We start from the raw sequence: 25,902 nt of genomic DNA, 5'->3' as shown, positions 1-25,902 counted from the left end.
ACTTTCTTATATTTGAACAAAATGGGCTGGAGGAGTGATCGCAATGGCTATCAAAGGCGGTAAAGAATTAGCAACATTCGTGACGGAGCAATTCGTAACCTATATGGAGACACCGAAGGAACAGCGGAAACAAACGAAATCGTCAGCCAAAGCATTGAGGGAGCCGTGGCTGACGCGTTGGTTCGGATGGGGGCCGGCGAGCTTGATGATTTGGTGGAAAATAAGGGCGGAGCGTCAGAGTGTCTCAACTATAAAAAGAGCCAAGCCCCAACAAGAGCTGTAGCGGAATGTAGCGGCGCAGTCCGCTGTCTTCGCCAGCTTCCAAAGCGATATAAGCATGCCCGCTTGTCCAGCTGTGATAGCCGACAACAGACCAGGCATATAACATTTGGCCATCGAACCGCTCGGCGATATACCGAAGCTGTTGTTGGCCATTTATTTTGACAAGCAAAGATGAGTATTTGATTGAATTTATGTCCAACGGCTTGTTCGTTATCCAAGACAGCTTGGCGTATGGATCGAACGAAGCGATCGAATGTGATTTTTGCAGCTTATGGTCGGTATGAGCTTGGAATAAAGCAGCTTGCGCTTGTTCGGTCTCAGCCGACGTTTCCCAACCTTCGGCGGTAACGGGCAATTGCTCGCCGGTCGCAGCATCGGTGTAATAGGAGGTGCTGTCGGACGTTATTTTCCAAGCGGCAAGCAGAGGGTGAATGTAAATACGTTCTGCACCAATCTTATCGGTGCCTGTAGACTTGCTAAGTCCTAGCTGGAGCATAGAATGCTCGAAAGATTGTCCGCCGAATAGAGGCTCGCTGCTTAAGCCGTACTCTCCTAATTGATAACCTCCCGATTCCATAGCGTTTAATACCATATAACCGACAATGGTCTGCTTATTATTCTTTACAAGCACAAGCCAGCTATGTGTACCCGGTCCAAGAGCGGTAATCGATAAGTCCGCATGATTCCAGCTTGTGAACGGAGGCTCTGATGCGATTTGATTGGCAAAAATACGGGCTTGATCGCTAATTTCATCCGATATTACCGTTGCTTGAACAGCTGCCGCATTAGCACGAATATCATCTAACCCAACAATTGAATTTACATTCGTGAAACTGCCTAAGGAATAGAGCGGCAATCCGATCAAAGCAACTGATGCTAAAATTTTCCGCCATTTCAAAAGTGGCAAGGAATGATCCCCCTTCCGCATTGTCTCGATTAGGGACAAGCCTRTCCTATGTCTAGAATTGTACGCTGCATGCAGCAAAAAGACTGTTGCAACTTGTCAGGCAAAGGCGGTCTTCTGACCGCCTTTTTTTGACGTATCCATGCGAATGTGGTCACAATTCAGTCAATCGATGCCCTCAAGGTGGATGATGCCGCAGTTAATGGCGGATGCCGTCACGCGCGGTTCGAATTGCCAACGAATTTCGGCTTGCCGCTGAACGAATTGCTCCTCGATAGCAGCCTTCGTTTCTTCAAGGGCGTTCGAGATCAACGGCTCATAGTAGCCTTTGATCCTTGTCAGCTCTTCCTCGAGCCTTGCGGATGCATCTCCAGCCCAGCCGTAATCGTAGCTTTTGAGCTTGCGTTCCAGCGCGGCTTCTACGATACTCATCGCTTTGTTGTACGATAGTCCGTTGCGCGTAATGTGGATGTTGGAAGGCAGACGCGGCGTAAGCTTCATAGTCACCAAACGATCATGGAATTGCTCCACGCATAAGCCAGTGGCTAGCGACACCCCAAAGCTGTGAATCTCCTCGCGCTTGCGATCGCAAGCGAATTCGACTCGCATATTGACGGCCAGCCAAGCCGTGTAAGGAGAAGAGCTGTATGGATGCGGACTTTTTTTGTCCATCTCCTGAAACAGATAGACGAAGCTGCCCTTGGACTTGGCCGCGTCGAACAGCTGCTCCAGCTTACGCGATCCGAAATAAAGATCCTCGCGCGGCACGCGGACATTCGACGCCAAGCTGCCATGAACGAACCCGAGGGAGCGGCTTAATGCCGCATTCGCCGCTTGATCCTCTTCTGTTTCTGCGGGGGGAGCGGCTGCTTTGTCGCTCTCCATCGCGTCATACTTCTGCTTATCGGTAACGAGCAGATAGGTCATCGTCTCCGGCTCCGTACCTAACCGATCTACGAAGCTCCAATAATAGGGACGGTTCGTCAGTTCGCGGTCTGCAAAAGGGGACAGCTTGACGGTGAAATGAGACGGCGACTTTTCCAGTATCGAGCATTCCGTTGCTTCCAAATACCGGTTGACGAACTTATGGACTTGTTTCTCGTTCATGGACGCACCTCCACCGTTTGTCCGAGCTTGTCCGTGTGGATAATCAGCTCATGAGAATGCGAATGCGATTGCGTTCGTGAAGGAGTTAGAGGCTCGCCAGCCGTTGCCGTTGATTGAACCTCGCCGCGAATTTGACTAAGCGAACTGCCCAGCTCGCTCATCTGGCGTTTTAAATCCTGATCATTTCCCGCTTCCAGAAGCATACGAGCCAGCCTTTGCTCGATGGAGCCGTCGCCTTTCTCGAAACGCTCTAGAATATGATCCAGCTCGCCGATCACGAGCTCGAATAGATTGATCTTCTCATGGAGCAAGCCCACGATATGCTCTTCAATCGTTCCTTGGGTACACAAGTTATATATTTTCACATCCTCGGTCTGACCAAGACGGTGCACCCGTCCGATTCGCTGCTCGACGCGCATCGGATTCCAGGGCAGATCGAAGTTAATCATATGGTGGCAGAACTGCAGATTGATGCCTTCGCCGCCGGCCTCCGTTGCAATCAGCACCTGTGCGCGGCCGCGGAACAGATCCATCATCCAATCCTTCTTACCACGATTCATACCGCCTCGATACGGGACGGCAATCATATTATGCGCACGGAAGAACTGCAGCAAATACTCTTGCGTTGCCCGATACTCGGTGAAAATAATGACCTTCTCATCCATAGCCTTCACGAGCTCGAGTGTCTTCTCTGCTTTCGTATTCGCTTTGATGCTCTTGATCTTCTCGACGAGCTCCCAAATCTTCGGACGCATCGGCGAATCCTCGCTCGTCTTCTTGAACAAATTAACAAGCGTAAGGAAAACGGCGTCGCGGCTGCTGCATACTTCACGCTGCAAAGTTACGAGCGACAGCATGCTGGTCAGATCGCCTCCGCTCTCGTCGTAGCGCTCCTTAACGAAGCCGGTTACGGCATCGTACAGCGCTTTCTCGTCTTCGGACAAGTAGAGCGGGATGTTGCGGACGACCCGTTTCGTAAAATGAATGCCTCCGTCGCCGCGCCGATTGCGGATCATGACGCCGGACAACGCTTCTTGCAGTTGATCCTCGTTTTTCGGAAGACGTTTGTCGACAACAAAGTTGGCTGCGAAGTCGCTTTGGCCGCCTAGCTGGCCAGGCTTGAGCAGCGTGATGAGATTGAATAGCTCATCGAGATCATTTTGAATAGGTGTAGCGGTCAGCAGCAGACAATATTTTTTGCGAAGCAGATTCGCGAATTGGTAGTTGGTCGTCTTCTTGTTCTTGAGCTTGTGCGCCTCGTCGATAATGATGAGGTCATAATCGGTGTTCAATACGAGCTCGCGATGCGGGTCGCGCTTCGCGGTGTCGATCGAGGCAACGACGACGTCATAACCCCAGGTATGCTCTCGTTTCTGCGCTACAGCAGAAATGCCGAATTTCTGATTCAGCTCCCGCACCCATTGGAGCACGAGTGAAGCGGGTACGAGAATGAGCGCGCGCTTTACAAGCCCGCGAACCATATATTCTTTGAGCACGAGGCCCGCTTCGATCGTTTTGCCAAGGCCGACCTCGTCGGCGAGAATCGCTCTGCCTCCCATCTCGTGCAGCACTTTGCGCGCGGTACTGATCTGATGAGGCATCGGCTCGAATTCGGGTAGGCTACGCAAACATTGCAACTGTTCGAAGCTTTCAATTCGGCGCGCTTGCTCAGCTTCCATTGCAAGCTGATAGAGTGTCCAGTCGTCCCATGGACCACCTTTGGCAATGCGGTTCTGAAGCTCATCGAACCAGGAACGATCGTATTGGAGATCGACTAGCGGATGGAGCTTTTTCGTAACGTAAGAGATTCCCGTATCGGTTGAACTAATCTGTGGCTGGTTCGTAAATGACATGGAGATCAGCTCCCTTCCGCAATGGATTAGGCATAAGTTGTCATTAGTATGACCCTTTCAACAAAGATTAATAAGATGGCTTATAAAAAAGAGTGCGGACAAGCTTGAGCGAGATAGATGTCATGTAAGCGGAGTTCGTGTAGGAAATTCGAGGAAAACAAGGCTGTATATCAACATATAGTATAGTATAATAAGGTTACGGCACAATATATTGTGATTATCGGTGAATTTGAGCGTAAGGAAGACGAAGCGAATGGAGCTTGAGAGGAGACTGTGACGGAGATGAGTACAGAACAGGGAACGAGACTCGAGGGACTTAGCGAGAAAATATTTTTGGATCGTTACGCATGGAAGCAAGCCGATTCCAGTCAAGTCAAGGTCGGCGATACGGTGCTCGTCTTGACGAAGGATGATACGAAGTTTCCAACTAAAGAGGTCGGAGAGGTTACGGAGTTGTCAAGCAGCGGAGGCAGCGTCAAGGTGCGGCTGCGGAGCGGCGATGTGGTCGATACGACAACCGAGAAGCTGTCGCTTACGATMGAGCGAACACCGGAGGAAATGTGGGAACGTCTAGCGAAAGCAATGGCTTCGGCGGAGCTGACAGAAGATATACGCAAGGAGTGGCAGGAGCGATTTCGATATATTTTAGACGATTGGAAGCTTGTGCCTGGAGGTAGGATTGCGGCAGGGGCTGGTGCGAGCGAGGAGCTGACTTTATTCAATTGTTATGTCATCCCATCGCCGAAGGATAGCAGGGGCGGCATTATGAACTCGCTCACGGAAATGACGGAAATTATGGCCCGCGGCGGCGGTGTCGGCATGAATCTATCCTCGCTCCGTCCGCGCCGTTCGATCGTCGCAGGCGTTAATGGCTCATCCAGCGGGGCAGTCTCTTGGGGAGGTCTGTTCAGTTATACGACGGGGTTGATTGAGCAGGGCGGTTCAAGAAGAGGAGCCTTAATGATTATGATCAACGACTGGCATCCTGATGTGATGGAGTTCATTACGGTCAAGCAGACAATGGGGCAGGTGACGAATGCCAATCTGTCCGTCTGCGTCAGTAATGCGTTCATGCATGCGGTTAAGGAAGACCTCGATTGGGAGCTTGTTTTTCCGGACACGAAGGAAGAAGGCTACGACGAGCTATGGAATGGCGATCTTGAGGCGTGGCGCAGAATGGGCAAGAAGGTTATTCATTATAAAACAGTTCGCGCGCGCGATATATGGCAGACAATCATCGAATCGGCTTGGAAGTCGGCAGAGCCCGGCATCGTCTTCATGGAGTATTACAACCAAATGTCGAACAGCTGGTATTTCAATCCGATTATTAGTACGAATCCTTGCGCGGAACAAGGGCTTCCTGCATGGGGAGTGTGTAACCTGTCGGCAATCAATTTGTCGAGATTTTATGATGAAGAGAAAGATGATGTTGCGTGGGATGAGCTGGCCAAGGTGACGCGATGGTCGGTTCGTTTTCTGGATAATGTGATCGATACGACGCCGTATCATTTTGAGGAAAATGAAAAGAATCAGAAGCTGGAGCGTCGTATAGGGCTTGGGACAATGGGGCTTGCGGAATTGATGATTAAGCTGCGAATTCGCTATGGAAGTCCAGAATCGCTTCAATTTCTTGATAGGCTGTATGGTTTTATAGCGAGAGAGTCTTATTTGGCATCAGCAGACATTGCGGGAGAGAAGGGATCGTTCCAGGCTTTCGAGACGGAGCCCTTCCTGCAAAGCGGATTTATGCGCAATATGACCGAACAGTTCCCTGAGGTTGGTCAAGCGATTAAGGATAACGGAATGAGAAATGTGACGGTTATCACGCAAGCGCCGACGGGCAGCACGGGAACGATGGTCGGCACTTCGACGGGGATTGAACCGTACTTTGCATTCGAATACTACCGGCAAAGCCGGCTTGGTCATGACAAGCAATATGTGCCGATTGCTGCGCATTGGAAAGAGGAGCACCCGGGTGAGGAGCTTCCCGATTATTTTGTAACGTCGATGAGCTTGTCGGCGGAGGATCATATTCGCGTACAAGCCGCGATACAGCGATGGGTGGACAGCTCGATCTCGAAGACGGCGAATTGCCCCGCTGACTTCACCGTGGAAGAGACCGCGCGGCTGTATGAGCTAGCGTTCGAGCTAGGTTGCAAAGGCGTAACGATCTACCGCGACGGCAGCCGCGATGTGCAGGTGCTGTCAACGAAGAAGGAGGATTCGACGATTACGGAAGCAGTTGTTGAACCTCAGATCGTAGAACCGCAATCAATCAAAACGGAGCAAGTACTCGATAAAGAGTACAAACGCCGTCCTCAAATGTTGAAAGGTGCTACCTATAAGGTCAACACGCCTTTCGGTATGGCTTATATTACGATCAACGACTTGAATGGTTCGCCGGCTGAAATATTCTTAAATGTCGGCAAGGCAGGTTCGGACGTATTCGCAATGGCCGAAGCGTTAGGCCGCGTCTGCTCGCTGTTCTTGCGTTATGGCGATCATGGAAATAAATCGAAACTGCTCATAAAGCATTTGAAAGGGATCGGTGGATCGGGTGCAATCGGTTTCGGCGTGAATCGGGTGGAGTCGATTGCAGATGCGGTTGCGAAGGCGTTGGAGATTCATACGGAGGGCGCTGAGGAGTATACCGCAACTGTAGAAATTCCGGCAGCTCCGGCTATACAAGCTGCTCCATATGATGAGCGTGGAGCAAAGACATCCATTGATTTGTGTCCGTCTTGCGGCTCGGCGACGCTTATTAATATCGAGGGCTGCAAACAGTGTAGTACGTGTGGATACAGCAAGTGTAACTAGGTATATGACTGGAACGTAAAAATACAAATGAATGATGAGAGTTGATAAAACAAAGAAATCCAACTGATGTTAATTTAACATTAGTTGGATTTCTTTATTTTGAGATCTATTCCATACAAAACGAAAAGTTCAATGAATCATAGCAGCTCCAAAGGCAAAAAGGCATAATCCCCGTGCTTAACAATACTGAATCTTTGAACAGGAATAGGCTGTTTAAAGAGCGGGCCATTGATTACGGTAGTATGAAACTCGCCGCCTTCTCCACACGGGTCAATCCCTCGAGCTTGCAGTTCTTTTATGTATTCGTGAGTGAGCGTTTGCCCCAAATCTTCCTCCCGCATCCCTAACGATAAATTTACAGTGACTAGGATGGAAACGAATCCTAGATTTACAAACTCGGTGACAGCTTCATAATGGTCCATCTCCCATAGCGGCATTGCAAGCTTTAAACCGGCATTTCGAGTAACCTTGTCATGCCAACAGCCATCAACAGGCATATCCAAGTCCCCTGTTACTAACACTTCTGCGCCTTGGCGCTTCGCTTGTTCCAATAGGCCTATAAACACGGATTCATAGTCATCCCAACTTGCAGCCGCCGTATAAACGGGCAAGCCGATAGATTCAGCTTGGGCGCGGATAAGCTCGGGAGGCATGCCGTGGGATCTGGAACGTTTTCCTTCTTCCTCCAGCATGACGATGAGTCCGAGCGGTTCCCCAACTTTCATAGATTTATACAGAGCCAGCATGCTATCCTTGCCACCGCTAAAAGAAGCTATAAATGTATGGCCATGCGCGCCATTTTTCCAGTTGACTATTGTGTCCATTCTTATCGTGCTCCTAGTTAATATTATTCTTAATTATTCGTAGCCCTCGCCTAAACCGCTAAACCATCCCGACAAGGTAGCCGGTGCGTCCATATCGACCAAAAAAGCTACCAGTGTCGTATCGTTAGTCGATCGAAAAGTTGGCAGCGCTGCTTTCGAGTCGGAGATCGCGTCGCCCTTAAATAGTTCAGCTTCATCTACGGTCACGTTTCCATCCATTACATACACCCAGGCCGTCATTCCTGGTACAGAAGGAATGTTGATTTCCCGGCCAGCCTTCGCATGTATGTCATAAACGGCCACTCGTTGTCGAATCGTTAGCGGCGCATTTAACTCCTGTGGTCCGGCTAATAGGTTCCATTCGCCATTGGCGAATGACACGGGACGGTCATAGAATTGGATGGCCGGATTTAAGTCTTTTTTCTCGGGGCGGATGAAAATTTGAAGCATTTCTACCTGTCCGCTGGGCACCGATTCTTGATGAAAGAAACTGCTGCCTGCGTTCATCATCATGAGCTTCATAGGTGAGTTAGCTGTTTTGATATTCGATGAATCTTCATGAACCATTGTCCCATGCCACATGTAACTGAATATCTCATCATTGCGGTGCTCATGCATGCCAACGACCGTTCCTGTGTCAAGAAAAGCGTGATCGATACGGCCAAGGGGACCGAATGCCAGATCAACTCCCTTTTTCTGGAAGATTCGGCCGGGACGAATCATGCGCAGCTTGAAAGGATCTCTTCCCACTACCGGCGTCTCATTTGATCGAAGGATTCGCAGCATATTTTGGACTCCTTATACCAATAGTCTGTATTCGCAATCGTTCTTGCTTGTCGTTCTCTTTATTATGATCACAGAAGCAGCTGTTGGGAAGTGCACATATCCGATCTGCCGCATCCGAGGTGAGCAGTCTATTTCCAATCCGAAAGGGTCTGCTCTTATTCAGAGCGGACGTGTCGTTGAAACCTGTTGCGTACCGGCAGAAAACAAAGCAGCGACACGACAAGGCCCGCTGCGACAAAAGCTGCCGATCCCGATATGGAGTGCGATACGGCGTGGGCGAATTGCAGCTTCGATGGCTGATCCGCATAGCCCGCTGCGTTAAATACGGTTATGAGCACAGCCAAACCAAACGAGGAACCGCTTTGATGCGCGACATTGATCAAACCCGAAGCTGCACCGCTATCTTTAGGTTCGACATCCGAGAGTCCCATAAAGGTGAGCGGTTGGAATACCATGCCGGAGCCTATGCCCATGACGGCCAATAGAATGAACATCAGCGGAAAGAAATGAGCTTGCAACGAGACGATTTGGCTCGTCCATAGCGTGCCTATGATGACTAATAGCATGCCGGCCGTCAACACATTTCGATTCCCGAAACGTTGCACCAACCCAGGTATCAGGTACATCATCCCGAATTGGGCTCCCGTAAACGGCAGGAAAGCTAAGCCTGCTTCGAACGAACTGAAGCCGAGGACGTTTTGCAAATATTGCGGGATAAAGAAAAAGAGCGAAAAATTGCCGCACACGACCAAGAACCTTCCAAGATAAGCACCGGACCGCTGACGGTTCGCGAACAATCGGAGCGGGACGATCGGCTCTGCCGCTCTGGCTTCGATTAGAACGAATGCAGTCAAAAAAACAATCCCCGCTGCAAGCCAAGTCCACGTTTCAAGCCCATTCCAGCCATGATCGGCAGCTTGAACTAAGCCGTAAACTAACGAAGTCATGCCGATTACGGACGTCAACGCTCCCCAGAGATCGAAACGCCCGGCTCTCGAATCTGTTTTTTGAATAAACTTCTGTACCAGATACACCAATGCCAATCCAATGGGTACATTAATAAACATCCCTACGCGCCAAGAAATGAAATCGGTAAAAAATCCGCCGAGGATGAGGCCGACACTGCCGCCGGCAGCCGATACCGCGCTGTACATCGCGATCGCTCTCGAACGTTCCTTCGCCTCTACGAAGCTGGCCGACAGCAAGGCAAGAGCAGCGGGCGTGGCCAACGCAGCCGCGAAACCTTGGCATGCACGGGAGATAAGCAAAAATTCGGCTGTAGGCGCCAAACCTGCCAGCAGCGAGGTAAGGGAAAATAATCCAATGCCCGCGACAAGCATTCTTCTGCGCCCCAAAAGATCCCCAGCCCGGGCACCAAGCAGCAGGAAGCCGCCAAACGCCAAAATATAGCTATTCTGGACCCAAGTCAGGCTGGTCGTCGACATGCGGAGCGACCGGCCGATTTCCGGTATGGCCGTTACCATAATGGAAGCATCGAGTACGACGATAAGCTGACAGGTAATGATAATGGCTAAAATGATCCATTTGGATTGATTCATTAAGCAAGTTCCTTCCTTAAGTAAAGTTTTTCTTTCTAGGAAACAGTATAGGCGGGATCGCCGGGAGGAAGTAGACCGTTCCTGTCGTGAAATTGCCTAAAGCTACATTCTTATAAAAACTTGTCGTCAAGCTTCACTTTACAATGCATGTCGTTGATCCTATAATTTCAGTGAAGGACGGGGGGATGGATCATATGCTGCATCACACAATGGAAGATCGTAATGAACGAGGGAAAACCGTTGAAATACAAGGAAACCAGTTGGAACGACTCATTGCTGCGGCGGATCGGATCGCGATCGCGGATGGCCGGACACCCACCGTCGTTCCCTTTCTTTCCATCGTCAAACATAGTCGCGAAACGGTTCGAAATCCGGACATATTGACTCCTTCCTTTTGTCTGATCCTTCAAGGGCAGAAGAAGCTGTATCTTGGACAAGATATGTTTCGCTACTCGGCGGGAGATTATTTGGCATCGCTGATCGATATGCCGGCTTCCGCTCAAGTCATAGGCGCTACGAAGGATTCGCCCTACATGGGGCTGCGAATCGATTTTACGGCGCAAGAAATCGCATCCGTGGCGATGGAGGCGGAAATCGTCACGGAGTCGAAATGGAGAGGTACCGGAGCCGGAGCTTTTATCGGCAAGTCGGATGCCGGGCTGCTGGACATCTTTTTACGGTTGCTGAATTTGATCGACAAGCCTAAAGACATTCGGTTTCTGTCCGAGTTGATCAAGAAAGAAATGATATACACCTTGCTGTCAGGCGATTTCGGGCATATGTTTTTCCAAAAGACGATCTTCGATCATAATGCGGATGGCGTCGGAAAGGCGATCCGATGGATCAGACAAAATGTAGAACGTCCATTTACCGTGGAAGAGCTCGCGTTAATGTGCAATATGAGCGTCTCCGGGTTGCATCATAAATTCAAAGCGATCACGACGATGGGGCCATTGCAGTACCAGAAGCAGCTGCGTCTGCAGGAAGCCAGACGCCTGATGCTAAGCGGTTCCGTCGGAGCGACAATGGCCGGATCCGCAGTAGGCTATGAAAGTCCGTCCCAATTCAATCGGGAGTACCGGAGGCTGTTTGGCCTGCCTCCCTTGCAGGATATCAAAGCGTTGAGGGAATCTTCTTGGACTGGGGGATTCGAGGATGGTTAACAATAGCAACAAAAATGCTTGATCTTGAAAGCGCGACAACGCGTTTTGGGGCAGTCTCCCGGTTTCTGCGGGATACTGCCCCTTTTTTTTGAAGCTTGTCTGATTACGATGGAACGATCGTACGGCTAAGCCAAGCTTCGAGCGTTGTTGTCGTCAAACGCGCGTTGCCGCTAGGAACGAGAGAGCGGTCGTTCAGCTTTGTGCCGAAGTAAAGCGCGTTATCGTCGGCCACAACTTGGCGCTCGTCTTTCTCTGCCCGCAAGTAACGTCCGACCAGCTCGTCGATACGCATGCGTTCCGGACCGGCGAGCTCAACCATGCCTATGACCGGCGTTTCGAGCGCAAAGTCGACCAAAGCCGCGGCGACGTCGTCGGATACGATTGGCTGTACGAAGGCATTAGGCAAAGTGACCGTATTTCCTTCGGTAGCCACGTAAGCAATGCTGTTGATAAACTCGAAAAACTGCGTTGATCTGACGATCGTATAAGGAATCGAAGAAGCCTTGATTAAATTTTCCWGAGCCATCTTCGCACGGAAATAACCGCTATCGAGTAGCTTTTCCGTACCGACCACGGACAAAGCCACATGATGACTTACTCCCGATTCCGCTTCGGCCGCCAACAGGTTTTGGGTCGACTTTTCGAAAAATGCCAAAACCGCATCGTCCTCGAACGACGGGGAGTTCGCGACGTCCACGACAACCTGGGCGCCGCTAAGCGCTTCGGCAAGTCCTTCGCCGGTAACCGCATTAATGCCTTTCGAAGGCGATGCCGCGATCACCTCGTGGCCGATCTCGGTAAGCTGGCTTACAAGTTTAGATCCGATAAGGCCAGTGCCGCCTATAACTACGATTTTCATACAAATCCTCCTCATTTTTAACCGCTGCATAAATAAGACGACGCTCTATTCCGTACCGTGACAATATTCGACCCGGCTTTACGAAAAAATGCAGAATCGTTAAATGTCACAAAACGGGTCCTCGTTTTGTCTAAGGCTTGAAAGAATGGATGATACGGAGGCGGAAGAATGGAGCAGTGGTACGGAAAATATAAAGGACTTTTGTTTAAGCTTGCTTATCAGCTAACGGGATCGGCGTCTGACGCGGAGGATGTGCTGCAGGACGTTTTTCTGAAAATATACGATGTGCCGCCGGAACAGGTGGAGTACCCTAAAGCCTATTTGTGCAAGATGGTCACGAATCGTTGCAAGGATTTGCAAAAATCAGCAATGAAAAAGCGCGAGATCTATTATGGAGAATGGCTGCCGGAACCGTTCCTGAGTTCGGGGGACGAGCAATCCATCGAACAGGTTGTGAAAGACGATTTGTTGTCCTATGCGATGCTTGTGCTTCTCGAGCGGCTATCCCCGTCGGAACGGGCGGTCTTCGTCCTGCGCGAAGCACTCGGCTTCGAGTATCATGAAGTAGGCGAGCTAATCGATAAAAGCGAACAGAATTGCCGCAAGCTGCTTAGCCGCGCGAGAACGAAAATGGGAATTGCGCCGGATGAACCGATCCATTCCGAAGAAACCAGTCATAAATGGGTCGCAAATTTCATGGGAGCGCTCAAAAAAGGCGATCTGAATCAAATCAAGTCAATGCTGGCTCAGGACGTCGTACTTGTCTCCGACGGAGGCGGCAAAGTAAGTGCCTCATATGTGCCGGTCGAAACACGCGAGCTGGTCGCGCAGCTTCTGCTAGGTCCGCTGCGTCATGCTTCGATGGTCAAGGGCATTGCAATAATCGAAATCGTTCAGGTCAACGGAGTGCCAGCTCTTATATTTGGTTCGGCAGAGGGGGTTCATACCGTTGCGATGATTCATGTCGAGGGGGGTAAGGCGCAAAAACTGCATGTAGTCCGTAACCCGGACAAGCTGCAGCGTTTTCGGGCATTTCCTGTCTTTGGCGTTTCTTGAATCAACTATCAAGCCATTAATCGGCTGATTCGGCGCAAGGGTCGATAGTACTGCAGTTATTCATATAGCGATCGCTTCTCCATGTTCGAATGGGAGGCGGTCGCTTTGTTTTTGCTTGCAATAATCAATGCCATGCATGATCCTCGTAAATAATGGAAAAAATATGCACGATCTTTGTACGGGTATAAAATCCATTGGATGCGAGCGGGAGGTGCGTCGGATGTCGGATCAAGGAATGAATAGGACGGAGGGAAGCGAGGACGACCGGCTAGGGACGGATATCAAGCAGCACGCCGAGCGGTTGTCCGGCATTTTCTCCGATACACCGGATCTAATTTTACGCCATTTTCGCATTAAACAGACGAACGAGAAGGCCATTCTCGTTTACTTCGAAGGGCTTACCGACAAAAACTCGATTAACCATGACGTGCTGCTCCCGCTGCAGTTGCATGAAGGGTGCGGCACGCCGGGAGGCGAGTTGATTACGACGGTGGGCTATATCGATCCGGTCGTTAGCTGGTCGGAGATTGAGAAGAAATTGCTGCAAGGCAGCAGTCTTTTGTTCGTTGAAGGAAGAACCGAAGCGTTTGCCATGGATACGAAAGGCTGGCCGCAACGGGCCATCGAAGATCCGCAGTTGGAATCGTCGCTGAAAGGCGCGCATCAAGGCTTCGTTGAAACTGGCGGTCAGAACATTGCCCTGCTGCGCCGCTACATCCCGAACCGCGAACTGAAAATTAAACGGCTGCTCGTAGGGAAGCGAGGTCAGACGCCTATATCGATCGTTTATTTGGAAGACGTGGTGAACGCCGATTTTCTGGCCGATCTTGAGAAACGAATCCAAGCCATCAAAACGGATGTGATCATCAATACGGGAGAATTGTCCGATTTTATCGAGGATAATCCGCGCTCGTTGTTCCCGCAATTCATCGCGACCGAACGTCCTGACGCGGCCGCATCGCAAATATTGCAAGGGAGATGCATCGTGATCGTCGACCGATCGCCAAGCGTGCTCGTCGCACCGGTCACGTTCATGTCTTTTTTTCAAAGCGTTGACGATTATAGCACAAGATGGCCGATCTCGACCTTCATTCGTTGGCTGCGTTTGTTTGCTTTCTTTGTTGCGGCGTTTCTGCCTGCCTTCTATATCGCGGTTATCTCCTACCATTTCGAGATTATTCCGCTGAAGCTGCTGCTAACTTTGGGACAATCGCGTGGACAGGTGCCGTTTACGCCGTTCATGGAAGCGGCCATTATGGAAATTACGCTGGAAATGCTGAGGGAGGCGGGCGTGCGACTGCCTGCTCCCGTCGGACAAACGGTAGGCATCGTCGGGGGCATCGTCATCGGGCAAGCGGTCGTGCAGGCGGGCTTGATTAGCAATATCATGGTCATCGTCGTCGCTTTCACCGCCATTTCCTCGTTTATTTTGCCGAACTACGATATGGTAGCGGCCGTCCGTCTTATCCGCTTCATGATGATGATCCTCGCTTCCATGTTCGGATTCGTAGGGCTTATTGTCGGTCTGATGACGATGGTGGCGCACTTGATTTCGCTGCAATCGCTAGGCGTGCCTTACGGTCATCCGTTTGCTCCCGTCCGCTTCGCGGATTGGAAGGATACAGTCATTCGCGTACCGCTGTGGTTTATGGACAAACGGCCCAAAAGCACCTCCCCTAAGCAAGAGCGCAGACAAGCGGACAGCCGTATAAATAAAGGGGACAAGCCATGATTAAGACAACGGGCAACGAAATAACGACGATGCAGTTTATATGTCTTATCTCCGGCCTGCAAGTAAGCTTGCCCGTGCTTTCGATTCCGTCTAATTTATCCGATACGGCCGGAACGGACGGGTGGATATCCATCTTGATCGGATGGGCGATCAGCCTGATCGTCAGCTTGGCGATCGTCGGCATAATGAAAAAAAGGCCGCAAGACACTTTATTCGATCTCGCGGCCCATTATATGGGCAAGTGGGTCGGCAGAACGTTGGCGCTGCTTTTTATGCTTTATTTCCTAAGCTTAGCCGTTGACACATTGACAAGGTCGGTCCTCATTACAAAAATATGGCTGCTCGGCAACACGCCCATCTATTTGCTCATGGCTTTAATTCTTGTCCCAACCTATCTTGTTGCCTGCAACGGTCCGCGCATTGTCGGCAGATATTCCGAGCTCATGACGCTGATGTCCTTATGGATACCGTTCGTTTATTTGTTTACGCTCAAGGAAGCTAACGTACTGCACCTGTTTCCGATCTTGAAGCATGGAGTCGCACCGGTGCTTCAAGCGGTCAAGGATACAATATACCCGACGCTCGGCATAACGGCCGTTTTCGTCTTTTACCCGTATTTGAAGCATAAGGAGAAGGCGACCATGGGCATTTTGCTTGCCAATACGTTGACGACGGCCGCCTACATGTTCTTTACGTTGATTTGTTATCTTTACTTCAGTCCGGACGAAATCAATAAATACAACGAGCCGACGATTTCGATATTAAAATCGATCGAGTTCAAATTCATCGAGAGGATCGAGGTTCCGTTTATTTCCTATTATTTGCTTGTGTTCTCCTTATCCTGGATACCGTTTCTTTACTTGGCGACCTTTTGCTCAAGATGGCTTCTGAACAAGCCGGACAATCGCAGCCATTTGCGAATCGTATGCGCGGCTATCGTTGTCGGTATTTATTTTTTCCGTCCGACTTTCGGCTGGAGCAACAGCTTTGAGGCTTTGATCGGAAAGATCGGTTTTTGGCTGGAATACGTGTTTCCGGTATGCTTGTTCTTGGTTCTGGCGGTATATACGAAATGGAAAGGGAGACTTGTTCAATGAGCACGCTGTTTAGAAGGTTCGTCGGTACGTGCGTCGTCTGTCTTCTGCTCGCTGGCTGCTCCGATCAGCTAAGTCTCGAAAATGCGGCGACGCCACTCGCGCTAGGCATGGATTTGGATCGAAACGGTACTTTCAAGTTCTATTCCTCGTCGCCGGTGTTCAGTAAAAATATTAAGAAAAAAAGCGTTGAAACAGGCGGATCTGCCCTAACCTTGCGGGAATCCCGCGCCAAACAGGATGCTCAGCTGACCGGAGCCGCGCAAGGACGGAACTATCAAGTAATCATCGTGGGCAAACGAATGCTGCAGCATGACGACTGGTTCAAAATGATGGATGTGATTTACCGCGATGCCCGGAATACGGTTACCGATCGGATGGTCATGTATGACGGGGCCGTGTCTGAAATCATCGGGTTCAATCAAGTGGACCAGCCCCCGCTGCCGATCTTGCTGCGCGGCATGATAGACTCGAACAGCTCTCGTTCCGAGACCGTTCATACAACCGCGCAGGAGCTGCATCGACAAATGTACGAAAGGGGAATAACCCCTTCGATCAGCGAGGTAAGGCTGCAGAACAATAAGGTCATTCTTTTCGGAAGCGCCTTGTTAAACCATAGAGGCAAATATATGGAGTCTCTTGGCGCGCAAGAGTCGATCTTGCTGAATATTCTTAAAGGMGATGCCAAGGCGGGCATAAGCCTTTCTTATCCAATGCCGGATAAACCGATGACGGGACCGTTTCATACGAATATCGTCAGCTTCAGCGCGGGGAAAGTAAAGGTGAAAGTGAAATCAGGCTATAAGCAAGGGAAATTTCATTTCGATATTACGCTTGCTTCGCTTATTACGTTGTCGGAGGAAATGTTTGCGTACAATATCGGTCGCGACGATGACGAACTGGCCAGGAGAATCAACGAACAATGCAAAAAACAGCTCGAGAAGCTGATAGCGAAATTCCAATCCCACCGGATCGATCCGATCGGCCTTGGTCTCTATGCAAGAGCCCATCATTTCAGGCAGTACGAGAAGGTGCAGGAACACTGGGGTAACGCGCTTGCGGATGCAGAGATTGCCGTGCACGTCAAGTTTACGATTGGCGCAATGGGCCCCGTTCAAGGAGGAACGGAGTAAAACTTCGGACACCGAGTTTGCAATAGGAGAGCGTCAATTGGCTGGCGAACGGTATTTTCGACGATACTGGGTCGGCGTCAAGTGTACGCTCTTTTTGAATTGCCTCATAAAGTGAACCTCATTGTCGTAACCGCACAGCTCGGCGATCGTCTTGATGTCGTGGACGGAGTTCTCCAGTAAATGCAGCGCGAATTCAAGACGGTTACGGATGATGTCGTTCATGACGGACACGCCGAATATTTCCTTGTACAGCTGTTGGAAATGCGATCGGCTCATATTCATGCTTGTCGCCAGCTCATCGATCGAATACGAAACCGAAGGCGAGTTGTAGATGACGTTCCGAAGATTAATGAACTGATCATAATGCTTGCTGATGTAATGGTTGGAGTCGATGCGCGTACGCATCTCGCTAAGTTTCATTAATAGGCAGCGCACGGTGGCATCCATAATCTCTCGCTTGTAAGGGCCGTTATGAATGTGTTCGGTTTGAAGCTCGTTCACCTTTCTGGAAATGTAAAAAGGGTCGTGAGCGGTTATGATCGCATCGAGCGGCAGCCCAAGCTGCCTGCACAGCTCGTCCATTTCATCGGAATCGAAGTGGAACCAGTCATGAACCATAGGCTGCTCGATTACTTTGTAATATTGTTTGCTGTTGCGGCCATAAAGAATATAGCTATTTTGTTCAGTGATAACGGTTTTACCTTGCAATTCGACTGCCATCTTGCTGCGGAACAGCACGAATAGGAAGTCCCCCGAGCCGTCGGGCCGATCGACGGTAAATCCATTCTCATGGGTGATGTTATAACCGCATCGTTTAATTTGAATCAAGCCTATTCCTCCGATCGTGACTGGACAATATATCAGTTAATACCTATCATACATCATTTACGAAGAAGAAATAAAGATAGAAAATAGGAGTTGAACCAGCCGAAAAGTATGGATGATATTTCAGTTAAGAGGATGAGTGAAACAGATGGGCGCGAACACAGAGAAGTATGCGGGATATTTGTTCGCTTATTTCAAGGGCGARCGGTACGAAGACGGGGAACAGGTTTATTTTGCGCTTAGCGAAGGCAATAACGCTCTTGCGTGGAGAGAGTTGAACGGAGGCCGGCCGGTCCTTACATCTACGCTAGGAGAGAAGGGCGTTCGCGATCCGTATATCGTTCGTTCGCCGCAGGGCGATTCGTTCTATATGGTAGCGACCGATCTGCGGATTCACGGCAACGGTGATTGGGGACGAGCTGTGACCACGGGCAGTCGATCCATCATGGTGTGGAAGTCTTCCAATCTCGTAGATTGGTCCGAGCAGTCGATGGTTGAGCTGGCTCCGGAGGGGGCGGGCTGCACATGGGCACCGGAAGTTTTTCTGGATAAAGGCTCCGACGTGTATTACGTGTTCTGGGCTTCCATGCTTGACGGCAGTGATGCTGGCGGCAATTCGGAGGGGCGGTATCATCGCATGATGGTGTCCGAGACCAAAGATTTTATAGCGTTCAGCAAGCCGGAAGTATATATGGATTACGGGTATTCGGTTATCGACACAACGATGATTGAAGACAAGGGCAGCGTGTACCGGATAAGCAAAGGAAATAACATTATGCAAGAGTCGGGAAGCTCCTTCTACGATCCAAGCTTTGCACTTATAAATGAAAGCGTAGAACAGCCGCATTTGCGTCAGGGCGAAGGTCCGATTATTTTCAAGTCAAATACGGAAGAAAAGTGGTACGCATTCATTGATGAATATGTAGATCGAGGTTATATTCCGTTGGAAACGACGGATTTAAGCTCAGGCATTTGGTCGTTGCCTGACCACTATGCATTGCCGGCTTCGCCGCGCCACGGCTCGGTTATTCCGGTTACGCAGTCCGAATACGATCGATTATTACTAACATATGGGGGTTAATCGGATGAATAAACAACAGCAACCTACAATTATTGGCAAGTGGGCAGACCCGTTCTTATTCAGGGATGGCGACGATTATTATATGTACCCGACAGGGGACAGCCCAGGATGGGTATATGAGAAATTCCATGTTTTCCATAGCAAAGACTTGGTGAACTGGGACGGTCCTTACTTGGCGCTTGATCTGAACGATGTCGAATGGGCGAAGACGAGTGCTTGGGCGCCTGGCATCAACAAATATAAAGACAAATATTATATGTACTTCTCTGCGGAAGCGCAGATCGGCGTTGCCGTATCCGACTCGCCGCTCGGGCCGTTTAAGGATCTGCTAGGCAAACCGTTGCTCACGAAGGATGAGTATGCTTGCCAGAGCATCGACGCCGATCTATTCGTCGACGACGACGGTCAGCCTTATTTGCTTTGGGGACAAGGCAAGTGCTGGATCGTTCCGCTGGGCGACGATATGGTTTCTTTCAAGTCGAAACCGGTGCTGGTGTCGAACCAGTTCTATGAGCAGCGCGGCCAAGATCCTGAAGTATTCGACAGCGGCGTCTACAACGAAGGACCGCATATGCAGAAGATTAACGGAAAGTATCTGCTTACATGGAGCAACTATGACACGCGCGATCCAAGATACCAAATTTGTTACGCAACGGCCGACCATATCTATGGTCCTTACGAGATTCCGCAAGATAACCGCGTAACCCGTCCATCCGAGACGTACTTCGGCACAGGCCATGCTTCGATGGCGGAATATAAAGGCGATTGGTACTTGTGCTACCACCGTCTTATTGACCCGGCGACTGGCGTTTTGCGGGAAACATGCATTAGCAAAGTCGAATTCATCGAAGGCAAGCCGGTAGTTGATGTAGATCACTGGTTATCTGCTGATCGAGGAGAAGCGGAATGAGCAAGCCGCAAGGAAAACTGACGATCTACACGCAGCAGCAGGGAGCTGAGCTGGGCGATTTGTTCGGCATTTTCTTCGAGGATTTGAATCATGCAGCCGACGGAGGGTTGTATGCGGAACTGGTGCGCAACCGTTCATTCGAGTTCGATCCGATCGATCACCGGGATTTCCATGCGCTTACCGCATGGGAGAAGGTAGAGCGAGGCGGCGGGCAGGCGGAGCTATCGATTGAGCAATCGGATCCGATGAACCGAAGGAATCCGCATTACGCCGTTATTACGATTCATGAAGCTGGCGACGGTGTCGGTATCACGAATAGGGGCTTTAATTCAGGCATTCCGGTACAAGCTGGTAGGGAATATCGGTTCTCCTTCTACGCAAGGCGAGACGCGAGTCTGGACGAGCCGGTCGTCATTGCCATTGAAAGCAAAGAGGGCATCGCACACGGGAAAGCAACCGTTATCGTGAATTCGTCCGAGTGGAAACGATACGAGGCTTCGATAACGGCCGGCGAAACGGACTATAGCAGCAGGCTAGTGGTTACGACGGGCGGCACAGGCAATCTATATGTGGATATGGTCTCGTTGTTCCCTGTTCGTACATTCAGAGGACGTACGAACGGGCTGCGCGAAGATATTGCCACGCTTCTAGCCGATCTGAAGCCAAAGTTTATGCGCTTCCCGGGCGGCTGCCTCGTGCATGACGGGTCGTTGAATCCCGATGACCGCAATTCGATGTACCGATGGAAGAACACGATTGGCCCAGTCGAGCAGCGCCCGTCGAGGAGGAACAATTGGAGCTACAATCAAACGCTTGGCTTAGGTTATTACGAGTATTTTCTCTTCTGCGAGGATATTGGCGCGAAGGCGATACCAATCTTGCCGGGCGGGTACGACCCGCATCATAAGCGGATTGTGCCGATAGACGAGCTTGGTCCATGGATCGACGACGCGCTTGATCTGATCGAATTCGCCAATGGCGATGCTGATTCGGAGTGGGGAGCAATTCGAGCTGAGCTTGGCCATCCAGAGCCGTTCGGACTCGAGTATATCGGTATCGGCAACGAGGAGGTCGGCGAACCGTTCTTCGAGCGATATACGTACTTCCATCAAGCGATTAAAGCGAAATATCCTGCTATCAAAGTGATCAATTCCAGCGGTCCTTTCGCCGCCGGCGGGGAATACGAGCGAGGCTGGCAGTCGGCGCGGGAGAACGGCTCGGATCTTGTTGACGAGCATTACTATCAATCGCCGGAATGGTTCTTAGCCCATGTAGACCGTTATGACGGATTCAAGGCCGATGACCCGAAGGTGTTTCTAGGGGAATACGCCTCTTGGGGCAATACGTATTACAATGCGCTCGCGGAAGCGGCATTCATGACCGGATTAGAGCGTAACGCTCATGCGGTCGGTCTTGCCTGCTATGCGCCAATGCTCTGTAATGTCGATTATGTGAACTGGAAGCCGGATCTTATTTGGTTCAACAACCATGAGGTGTTCGGCACAGCCAACTATTACGTGCAGAAGCTGTTCATGCACCATCAAGGCGACCGGCTGCTCGRCATCGAAGCGAGCGGCTTTGAGAAGCTGGACTCGACAGAGATCAAGCCGATTCAAGGCGCAATCGAGCTCGGGACGGACGGCAGCAACGTTGTATATTCCGATGTGCGTATCGTCAATCATGATACCGGAGAGGAGCGGACATTCGAGGGCTGGACGGCCGAGCTGTCGGATACCCCGGAAGCTCGTCTTGCGGGTACGGATAAGCGTTTTGAACGGTTGGACGTCGTAGATTGGTCGAGCTATACGCTGTATGCGACGGCAGTGAGAACGGATGGCCCGAAAGGCTTCGTTCTATCGTTCGGTCAGTCGGATGACGCTAACCGCTTATACTGGGAAATTAGCGGCTGGCAAAATCAAGATTCCATGATCAGCTCCCGCGTGAACGGACGCGGTTCCTGCTTAACCCAAAGCTTGTTCACCGTCGAGAATGACGTCACCTACAAGCTTGCGCTTGAAGTGTCGGGAAGGAAGATTCGCGCCTTCATTAACGGCGAGCTGATGCACGAGACGGAGGACAAGATTGCCGTAATCCAGCCGCTCTACTACTCCTCCAGCACAGAAGATGCTACTGGAGATACGATCGTCAAAGTCGTCAATATGCAGGAAGCGGCAGTATGTGCAGAAATCGCTTTGGAAGATTTGCAAGCGGCGGATAGGATGCGCCATGTTGTCAGCTATGAAATGTCAGGCCACTTGCCCCAGGACGAGAATAGCTTCGAGGAGCCGCAGAAGATTGTACCCGTTCAAAGCGAGTTCTCGTTCGATGGCAGCAGCTTTACCCAAACGTTCCCTGCCCAATCCATCAACGTATTACGCATACGTTAGTTCGCAGCATAGAGCTGCTGATAGAGGCTAACCTGCCAGGTCCTAACAGACTTGGCGGGTTGGCCTCTTCTTATTAGTTATGGCCAATTCGCCCAACTAACGCTTGCTTGTAGTCCTGAGCTATTCACGTTACAATCTTGAATTGTAGTTTCGTAAACTTTACGGAGGAGGAAGGCTCATGCATAAGGTACTGATTGTAGATGATGAGATTTTTGTACGTAAAGGTGTGATCAATCTAATCGATTGGTCGTCGTTGCAATTCGAGATTTGCGGCGAAGCGGAGAACGGGCTCGAAGCATTGAAGCTGATCCAACTGTTAACCCCGGATCTCGTCATTGTTGATATAAGAATGCCCGTGATTGACGGTTTGGAGCTGATTCGACAGGTAACCGCGGAAGGAGAGCACCAACCGATATTTGTCATTCTAAGCGGGTATCCTGATTTCTCGTATGCGCAGCAAGCTTTCCGTTACAATGTGTCCGATTATATTTTGAAGCCGGTTGATGAGGCGGAGCTTACAACTGCCTTAAAAAAGATAGCGAATATCATGAATCAAAGACAGCTCCTATCGATGACAAGGGAAAAGCCGCTTGTCGAAATCATAATCGAAAGCTTGGTTCAGGACGAGCCGGACGACCAAGTAATGGCGCAAATTGCGAATACGCTTGAGCTTACTCTCTCCGCCCCCTATACCTATGCCATCGTAGAATTCCAAGATGAGCTGCCTCATAGGGAAATTGACTATTTGATCCCTTTGCAAACGGAGCTCCAGCAGTATTTCTTCCTCGAGAGACAACCTCTTCTTATTCATGCTCGCGATTACAATCAATACGGCTTTATTGTGCCCCCGTCGCGGTCGATGGAGGGGATTAATTACAGGAGGCTGCTTCAAAGATTGGAGAATAATCTTTTAACGAAAATTGCGTTGTTTATCGGTCATACGGTCGAACACTTGAAACAGATCGTGCATTCCCGCTCGAGCGCAGACGAATGTTTGAATTATCGTTTCGCCGGAGGCTCTAACGGTATATTTATGGCTAACGAGCTGTTAGACATGTCTTTGTATTATTTTGATGTAGATGAAAAACTGCACAGTAAGCTGATCTATGAGGTTGAAGCCAATCGAGTCGAAGGGTATAACAGCGCTATCGATGCGATTTTCATAGCTTTTCAGGAGCGATATTTCGCTCCCGGAGCAGTTGCGAATACCGTTAGACGAAGCATGATTGCCACAATCAATATTATCCGACAACTGGATGGAGCTGAGCAAAATCTAACATGGTTCGAGGAGCTGCTTAATTGGCAGAGGAAATACCGTAATCTGAATCAGCTAAAGCATGTTTTCAAAAATTTCATAGAGGAAGCTGCAGCTTATATCGCGGAAAAACGAGGAGACAAAGGAGAAGGAAGCATTGAAAAAGTGAAAAAATATATTGATGGACACTTCAGGGAAAATATTTATCTGAAGGGCATTGCTGCCGACTTCCATATGAACCCGATCTATCTAGGACAGCTGTTTCGCAAAAATTACGGTTCATACTTTAATGAATACCTGCTTTCACTCCGCGTCGAGGAGGCGAAGCGTCTGCTTCGCCAAACGAAAAAACGCGTCTACGAAATCGCCGAGCAAGTCGGATTTCAAAACGCGGATTACTTTGCCACCCAGTTCGAGAAGCTGGAAAAAATGACGCCGACAGATTATCGCAATAAGATGATCGATCAAAAATAAGGAGGTCCGTCGTGCTCAATTTTCGATTGCACCATTTAAAGCTCAGAAGCAAGTTGATCCTCATCTATGTCATATGCGTGTTCATTCCGATTGTGTTGACCAATGTGATGTTCTATCAGGTGACAACCATGAACATCAAGAACCAGAAGACAGCGGATGCGGAAAAAGCGATTGCTTTGTTGCAATCCGAATTAAAGGCCCTGATTGACGATGCTGCAGGTATTTCATATTTATATTCGATCGACAATCAGCTGAGCCATCTTCTGAATAGCGACCATACCTCATACGATCGTTATGTAGAATCGCTAAACGGCGTATCGAGTCTGTTCAATCGCGCAGACAAGGAGTACAAAACCATCAGCTCGGTTACGATCATGAGCGACAACCCGGCGATTCTAAACTCCAGTCATATTATCAAGCTCGAGGATGAAATGCGGGAAACCACCTGGTATCGCCAAAGCGCAGAATACAATAATACTTATCCGCATCTGTATGTATCATCGGGCGGTATCAGCGTTATTCAGAGGCTGTCGGATCGCCGATACGATTCATATGAAAATGTGATCAAAATCGACTTGAATGAAAATTACATAAAGCAAATATTCGATTTATCCGGTTTTGAAGGCGACATTTATTTGCTGGATCCGTCAGATCAGGCTCGTTACGGGCGTCTGGCAAGCGGTCAGCCAAGCGGGCAGATCACGTCTGATCGGGGGCTTGGACTTGATGGGATCACTAAGCCGAAAAAGGCAATCGTTATTAGCAAGCAATATCAGACTAACCGTTATCTGGGGGACTGGAAGCTGTACGGCGTTCTTGACGAAGAGAAAATCTTATATGATGTCAGACAATCGGGGCAATTTATCCTTTGGTTTGCTGGGGTTAACTTCCTCGTGCCTACAATCGTAATTTTAATATTCTCCCGATCGATCCATACACGCATTCAAGCCATTCTGAAGCGGATGAAATCTGTCAAAAGCAAACACTTTGAACGGATTCCCTACAGTCGGGAACGGGATGAAATTGGCGAACTAGCTGTGGAATACAATCGGATGAGCACTCGGATCGAAAACTTGATCAATGACGTGTACGTTTCCGAGATCCAGAAGAAAGAACTGGAGCTGCGTCAAAGACAAGCCCAGTTATACGCGCTTCATAGCCAAATCAACCCGCATTTTTTATTTAATGCGCTTGAAACGATTCGGATGCGAAGTCTAATGAAAGGCGAATCGCAGACGGCTAAGACGATAGAGAACATGGCGAAAATTTTCCGAAAATCGATTCTATGGAAGCGAAGCTTCGTTACGATCCGCGAGGAATTGGAGCTAATCGAGTGTTTCCTGGAAATTCAAAAGTATCGTTTTGACAGCAAGCTGGAGTATCATATCGAGATCGATCAATCTATTATGGATATAGAAATTCCGAAAATGGCATTTTTGCCATTCGTGGAAAATGCGAGTATTCACGGTATCGAGAATATTCTCGGCATTGGATATATTACGATTCAGATCGCGAAAGAACAGGAACAGATCATCTTTGTCATCTCGGATAACGGGGTGGGTATCGATCAAGCGAAAATTGATGAACTTCACCGCTATTTACACGAGGATGCCGACATAGGCGATTCAATAGGCATGAAAAATGTCATTACTCGTCTAAATATATACTACGGAGAATCGTTCAGCTTCGAAATTTCGAGCGATCTCAATAAAGGAGCACGGATTACGCTGCGATTGCCGATTACACATAGATTATAGATCCGTTAAATAAGTTCACAACTATTCAAAGACCGATCTAAGGT

The 25,902-nt window shown here is 49.6% G+C and carries 20 protein-coding genes; 12 read left to right on the top strand and 8 right to left on the bottom strand.

The window, feature by feature from the left end; genetic code table 11:
• Positions 1–43: 43 nt before the first annotated feature.
• Positions 44–283 carry a YqzE family protein gene (locus AB4Z33_RS06590; RefSeq protein ID WP_442049164.1) on the top strand — a complete coding sequence of 80 codons (240 nt, stop codon included), beginning with the start codon at positions 44–46 and terminating at the stop codon, positions 281–283.
• Here AB4Z33_RS06590 and AB4Z33_RS06585 read toward each other — a convergent pair.
• From AB4Z33_RS06585 to AB4Z33_RS06575, 3 genes are all read right to left on the bottom strand, one after another.
• Positions 245–1,189 carry a hypothetical protein gene (locus tag AB4Z33_RS06585; RefSeq protein WP_442049163.1) on the bottom strand — a complete coding sequence of 315 codons (945 nt, stop codon included), beginning with the start codon at positions 1,187–1,189 and terminating at the stop codon, positions 245–247. The genes AB4Z33_RS06590 and AB4Z33_RS06585 overlap by 39 nt on opposite strands.
• A gap of 162 nt (positions 1,190–1,351) precedes the next feature.
• On the bottom strand, positions 1,352–2,293 hold the full coding sequence (locus AB4Z33_RS06580; RefSeq protein WP_442049162.1) for a YqhG family protein: 942 nt from the start codon (positions 2,291–2,293) through the stop codon (positions 1,352–1,354).
• On the bottom strand, positions 2,290–4,146 hold the full coding sequence (locus tag AB4Z33_RS06575) for a DEAD/DEAH box helicase (protein WP_442049161.1): 1,857 nt from the start codon (positions 4,144–4,146) through the stop codon (positions 2,290–2,292). The genes AB4Z33_RS06580 and AB4Z33_RS06575 overlap by 4 nt, the downstream gene beginning before the upstream one ends.
• Positions 4,147–4,428: 282 nt before the next feature.
• Here AB4Z33_RS06575 and AB4Z33_RS06570 point away from each other — a divergent pair, with 282 nt between their 5' ends.
• On the top strand, positions 4,429–6,963 hold the full coding sequence (locus AB4Z33_RS06570) for an adenosylcobalamin-dependent ribonucleoside-diphosphate reductase (protein WP_442049160.1): 2,535 nt from the start codon (positions 4,429–4,431) through the stop codon (positions 6,961–6,963).
• Positions 6,964–7,100: 137 nt separating this feature from the next.
• Here the strand turns inward: AB4Z33_RS06570 and AB4Z33_RS06565 are convergent, their stop codons facing one another.
• From AB4Z33_RS06565 to AB4Z33_RS06555, 3 genes are all read right to left on the bottom strand, one after another.
• Positions 7,101–7,787 carry a diphthine--ammonia ligase gene (locus AB4Z33_RS06565; protein ID WP_442049159.1) on the bottom strand — a complete coding sequence of 229 codons (687 nt, stop codon included), beginning with the start codon at positions 7,785–7,787 and terminating at the stop codon, positions 7,101–7,103.
• Between the two features lie 33 nt (positions 7,788–7,820).
• The gene (locus AB4Z33_RS06560) at positions 7,821–8,537 is read right to left on the bottom strand and encodes a pirin family protein (RefSeq protein ID WP_442049158.1); all 717 of its coding nucleotides are present in this window, start codon (positions 8,535–8,537) and stop codon (positions 7,821–7,823) included.
• A 191-nt stretch (positions 8,538–8,728) separates the two neighbouring features.
• A complete protein-coding gene (locus tag AB4Z33_RS06555) occupies positions 8,729–10,132 on the bottom strand; it encodes an MFS transporter (protein ID WP_442049157.1) in 1,404 nt (467 codons plus the stop codon).
• A 194-nt stretch (positions 10,133–10,326) separates the two neighbouring features.
• Here AB4Z33_RS06555 and AB4Z33_RS06550 point away from each other — a divergent pair, with 194 nt between their 5' ends.
• Entirely contained in the window at positions 10,327–11,295 is a 969-nt protein-coding gene (locus tag AB4Z33_RS06550; protein ID WP_442049156.1) for an AraC family transcriptional regulator N-terminal domain-containing protein, read from the top strand.
• Between the two features lie 103 nt (positions 11,296–11,398).
• Here the strand turns inward: AB4Z33_RS06550 and AB4Z33_RS06545 are convergent, their stop codons facing one another.
• Positions 11,399–12,154: an SDR family oxidoreductase gene (locus AB4Z33_RS06545; protein ID WP_442049155.1), complete on the bottom strand. Its 756-nt coding sequence runs from the start codon at positions 12,152–12,154 to the stop codon at positions 11,399–11,401.
• A gap of 168 nt (positions 12,155–12,322) precedes the next feature.
• On the opposite strand from AB4Z33_RS06545, the gene sigJ reads away from it, so the two are divergent.
• The 4 genes from sigJ (at position 12,323) to AB4Z33_RS06525 (ending at position 17,169) form a co-directional block, all read left to right on the top strand.
• The gene (gene sigJ, locus AB4Z33_RS06540) at positions 12,323–13,210 is read left to right on the top strand and encodes an RNA polymerase sigma factor SigJ (protein ID WP_442049154.1); all 888 of its coding nucleotides are present in this window, start codon (positions 12,323–12,325) and stop codon (positions 13,208–13,210) included.
• Positions 13,211–13,430: 220 nt separating this feature from the next.
• Positions 13,431–14,942, top strand: coding sequence for a spore germination protein (locus AB4Z33_RS06535; protein WP_442049153.1), 1,512 nt, complete (start codon positions 13,431–13,433; stop codon positions 14,940–14,942).
• A complete protein-coding gene (locus tag AB4Z33_RS06530) occupies positions 14,939–16,039 on the top strand; it encodes a GerAB/ArcD/ProY family transporter (RefSeq protein WP_442049152.1) in 1,101 nt (366 codons plus the stop codon). The genes AB4Z33_RS06535 and AB4Z33_RS06530 overlap by 4 nt, the downstream gene beginning before the upstream one ends.
• Complete coding sequence (locus AB4Z33_RS06525) at positions 16,036–17,169, top strand: Ger(x)C family spore germination protein (RefSeq protein WP_442049151.1); 1,134 nt, start codon at positions 16,036–16,038, stop codon at positions 17,167–17,169. Before AB4Z33_RS06530 ends, AB4Z33_RS06525 begins: the two co-directional genes overlap by 4 nt.
• A gap of 33 nt (positions 17,170–17,202) precedes the next feature.
• Here the strand turns inward: AB4Z33_RS06525 and AB4Z33_RS06520 are convergent, their stop codons facing one another.
• Positions 17,203–17,997, bottom strand: coding sequence for a helix-turn-helix domain-containing protein (locus AB4Z33_RS06520; RefSeq protein ID WP_442049150.1), 795 nt, complete (start codon positions 17,995–17,997; stop codon positions 17,203–17,205).
• 145 nt (positions 17,998–18,142) lie between these two features.
• Here AB4Z33_RS06520 and AB4Z33_RS06515 point away from each other — a divergent pair, with 145 nt between their 5' ends.
• From AB4Z33_RS06515 to AB4Z33_RS06495, 5 genes are all read left to right on the top strand, one after another.
• Positions 18,143–19,075, top strand: a complete 933-nt coding sequence (locus AB4Z33_RS06515) for a glycoside hydrolase family 43 protein (RefSeq protein WP_442049149.1) — start codon at positions 18,143–18,145, stop codon at positions 19,073–19,075.
• A gap of 4 nt (positions 19,076–19,079) precedes the next feature.
• Positions 19,080–19,985 carry a family 43 glycosylhydrolase gene (locus AB4Z33_RS06510; protein ID WP_442049148.1) on the top strand — a complete coding sequence of 302 codons (906 nt, stop codon included), beginning with the start codon at positions 19,080–19,082 and terminating at the stop codon, positions 19,983–19,985.
• A complete protein-coding gene (locus tag AB4Z33_RS06505) occupies positions 19,982–22,372 on the top strand; it encodes an alpha-L-arabinofuranosidase C-terminal domain-containing protein (RefSeq protein ID WP_442049147.1) in 2,391 nt (796 codons plus the stop codon). Before AB4Z33_RS06510 ends, AB4Z33_RS06505 begins: the two co-directional genes overlap by 4 nt.
• Positions 22,373–22,550: 178 nt before the next feature.
• Positions 22,551–24,101 carry a response regulator transcription factor gene (locus tag AB4Z33_RS06500; protein ID WP_442049146.1) on the top strand — a complete coding sequence of 517 codons (1,551 nt, stop codon included), beginning with the start codon at positions 22,551–22,553 and terminating at the stop codon, positions 24,099–24,101.
• Positions 24,102–24,112: 11 nt separating this feature from the next.
• Entirely contained in the window at positions 24,113–25,858 is a 1,746-nt protein-coding gene (locus tag AB4Z33_RS06495) for a sensor histidine kinase (protein WP_442049145.1), read from the top strand.
• Positions 25,859–25,902 lie beyond the last annotated feature (44 nt).

Origin of the sequence: Paenibacillus sp. 2TAB19 (assembly GCF_052115185.1) — a bacterium.
Taxonomy (GTDB): Bacteria; Bacillota; Bacilli; order Paenibacillales; family Paenibacillaceae; genus Pristimantibacillus.
Note: the sequence above shows the minus strand (reverse complement) of the source record. Positions and strands in the feature narration are given on the sequence as shown.

Excerpts from the sequence above, each read along its gene's own strand:
- AB4Z33_RS06580 (WP_442049162.1), bottom strand. The coding sequence starts at position 2,293 with ATGAACGAGAAACAAGTCCATAAGTTCGTCAACCGGTATTTGGAAGCA.
- AB4Z33_RS06565 (WP_442049159.1), bottom strand. The coding sequence starts at position 7,787 with ATGGACACAATAGTCAACTGGAAAAATGGCGCGCATGGCCATACATTT.
- AB4Z33_RS06550 (WP_442049156.1), top strand. The coding sequence starts at position 10,327 with ATGCTGCATCACACAATGGAAGATCGTAATGAACGAGGGAAAACCGTT.
- AB4Z33_RS06500 (WP_442049146.1), top strand. The coding sequence starts at position 22,551 with ATGCATAAGGTACTGATTGTAGATGATGAGATTTTTGTACGTAAAGGT.
- AB4Z33_RS06535 (WP_442049153.1), top strand. The coding sequence starts at position 13,431 with ATGTCGGATCAAGGAATGAATAGGACGGAGGGAAGCGAGGACGACCGG.
- AB4Z33_RS06530 (WP_442049152.1), top strand. The coding sequence starts at position 14,939 with ATGATTAAGACAACGGGCAACGAAATAACGACGATGCAGTTTATATGT.
- AB4Z33_RS06575 (WP_442049161.1), bottom strand. The coding sequence starts at position 4,146 with ATGTCATTTACGAACCAGCCACAGATTAGTTCAACCGATACGGGAATC.
- AB4Z33_RS06555 (WP_442049157.1), bottom strand. The coding sequence starts at position 10,132 with ATGAATCAATCCAAATGGATCATTTTAGCCATTATCATTACCTGTCAG.
- sigJ (WP_442049154.1), top strand. The coding sequence starts at position 12,323 with ATGGAGCAGTGGTACGGAAAATATAAAGGACTTTTGTTTAAGCTTGCT.
- AB4Z33_RS06590 (WP_442049164.1), top strand. The coding sequence starts at position 44 with ATGGCTATCAAAGGCGGTAAAGAATTAGCAACATTCGTGACGGAGCAA.
- AB4Z33_RS06510 (WP_442049148.1), top strand. The coding sequence starts at position 19,080 with ATGAATAAACAACAGCAACCTACAATTATTGGCAAGTGGGCAGACCCG.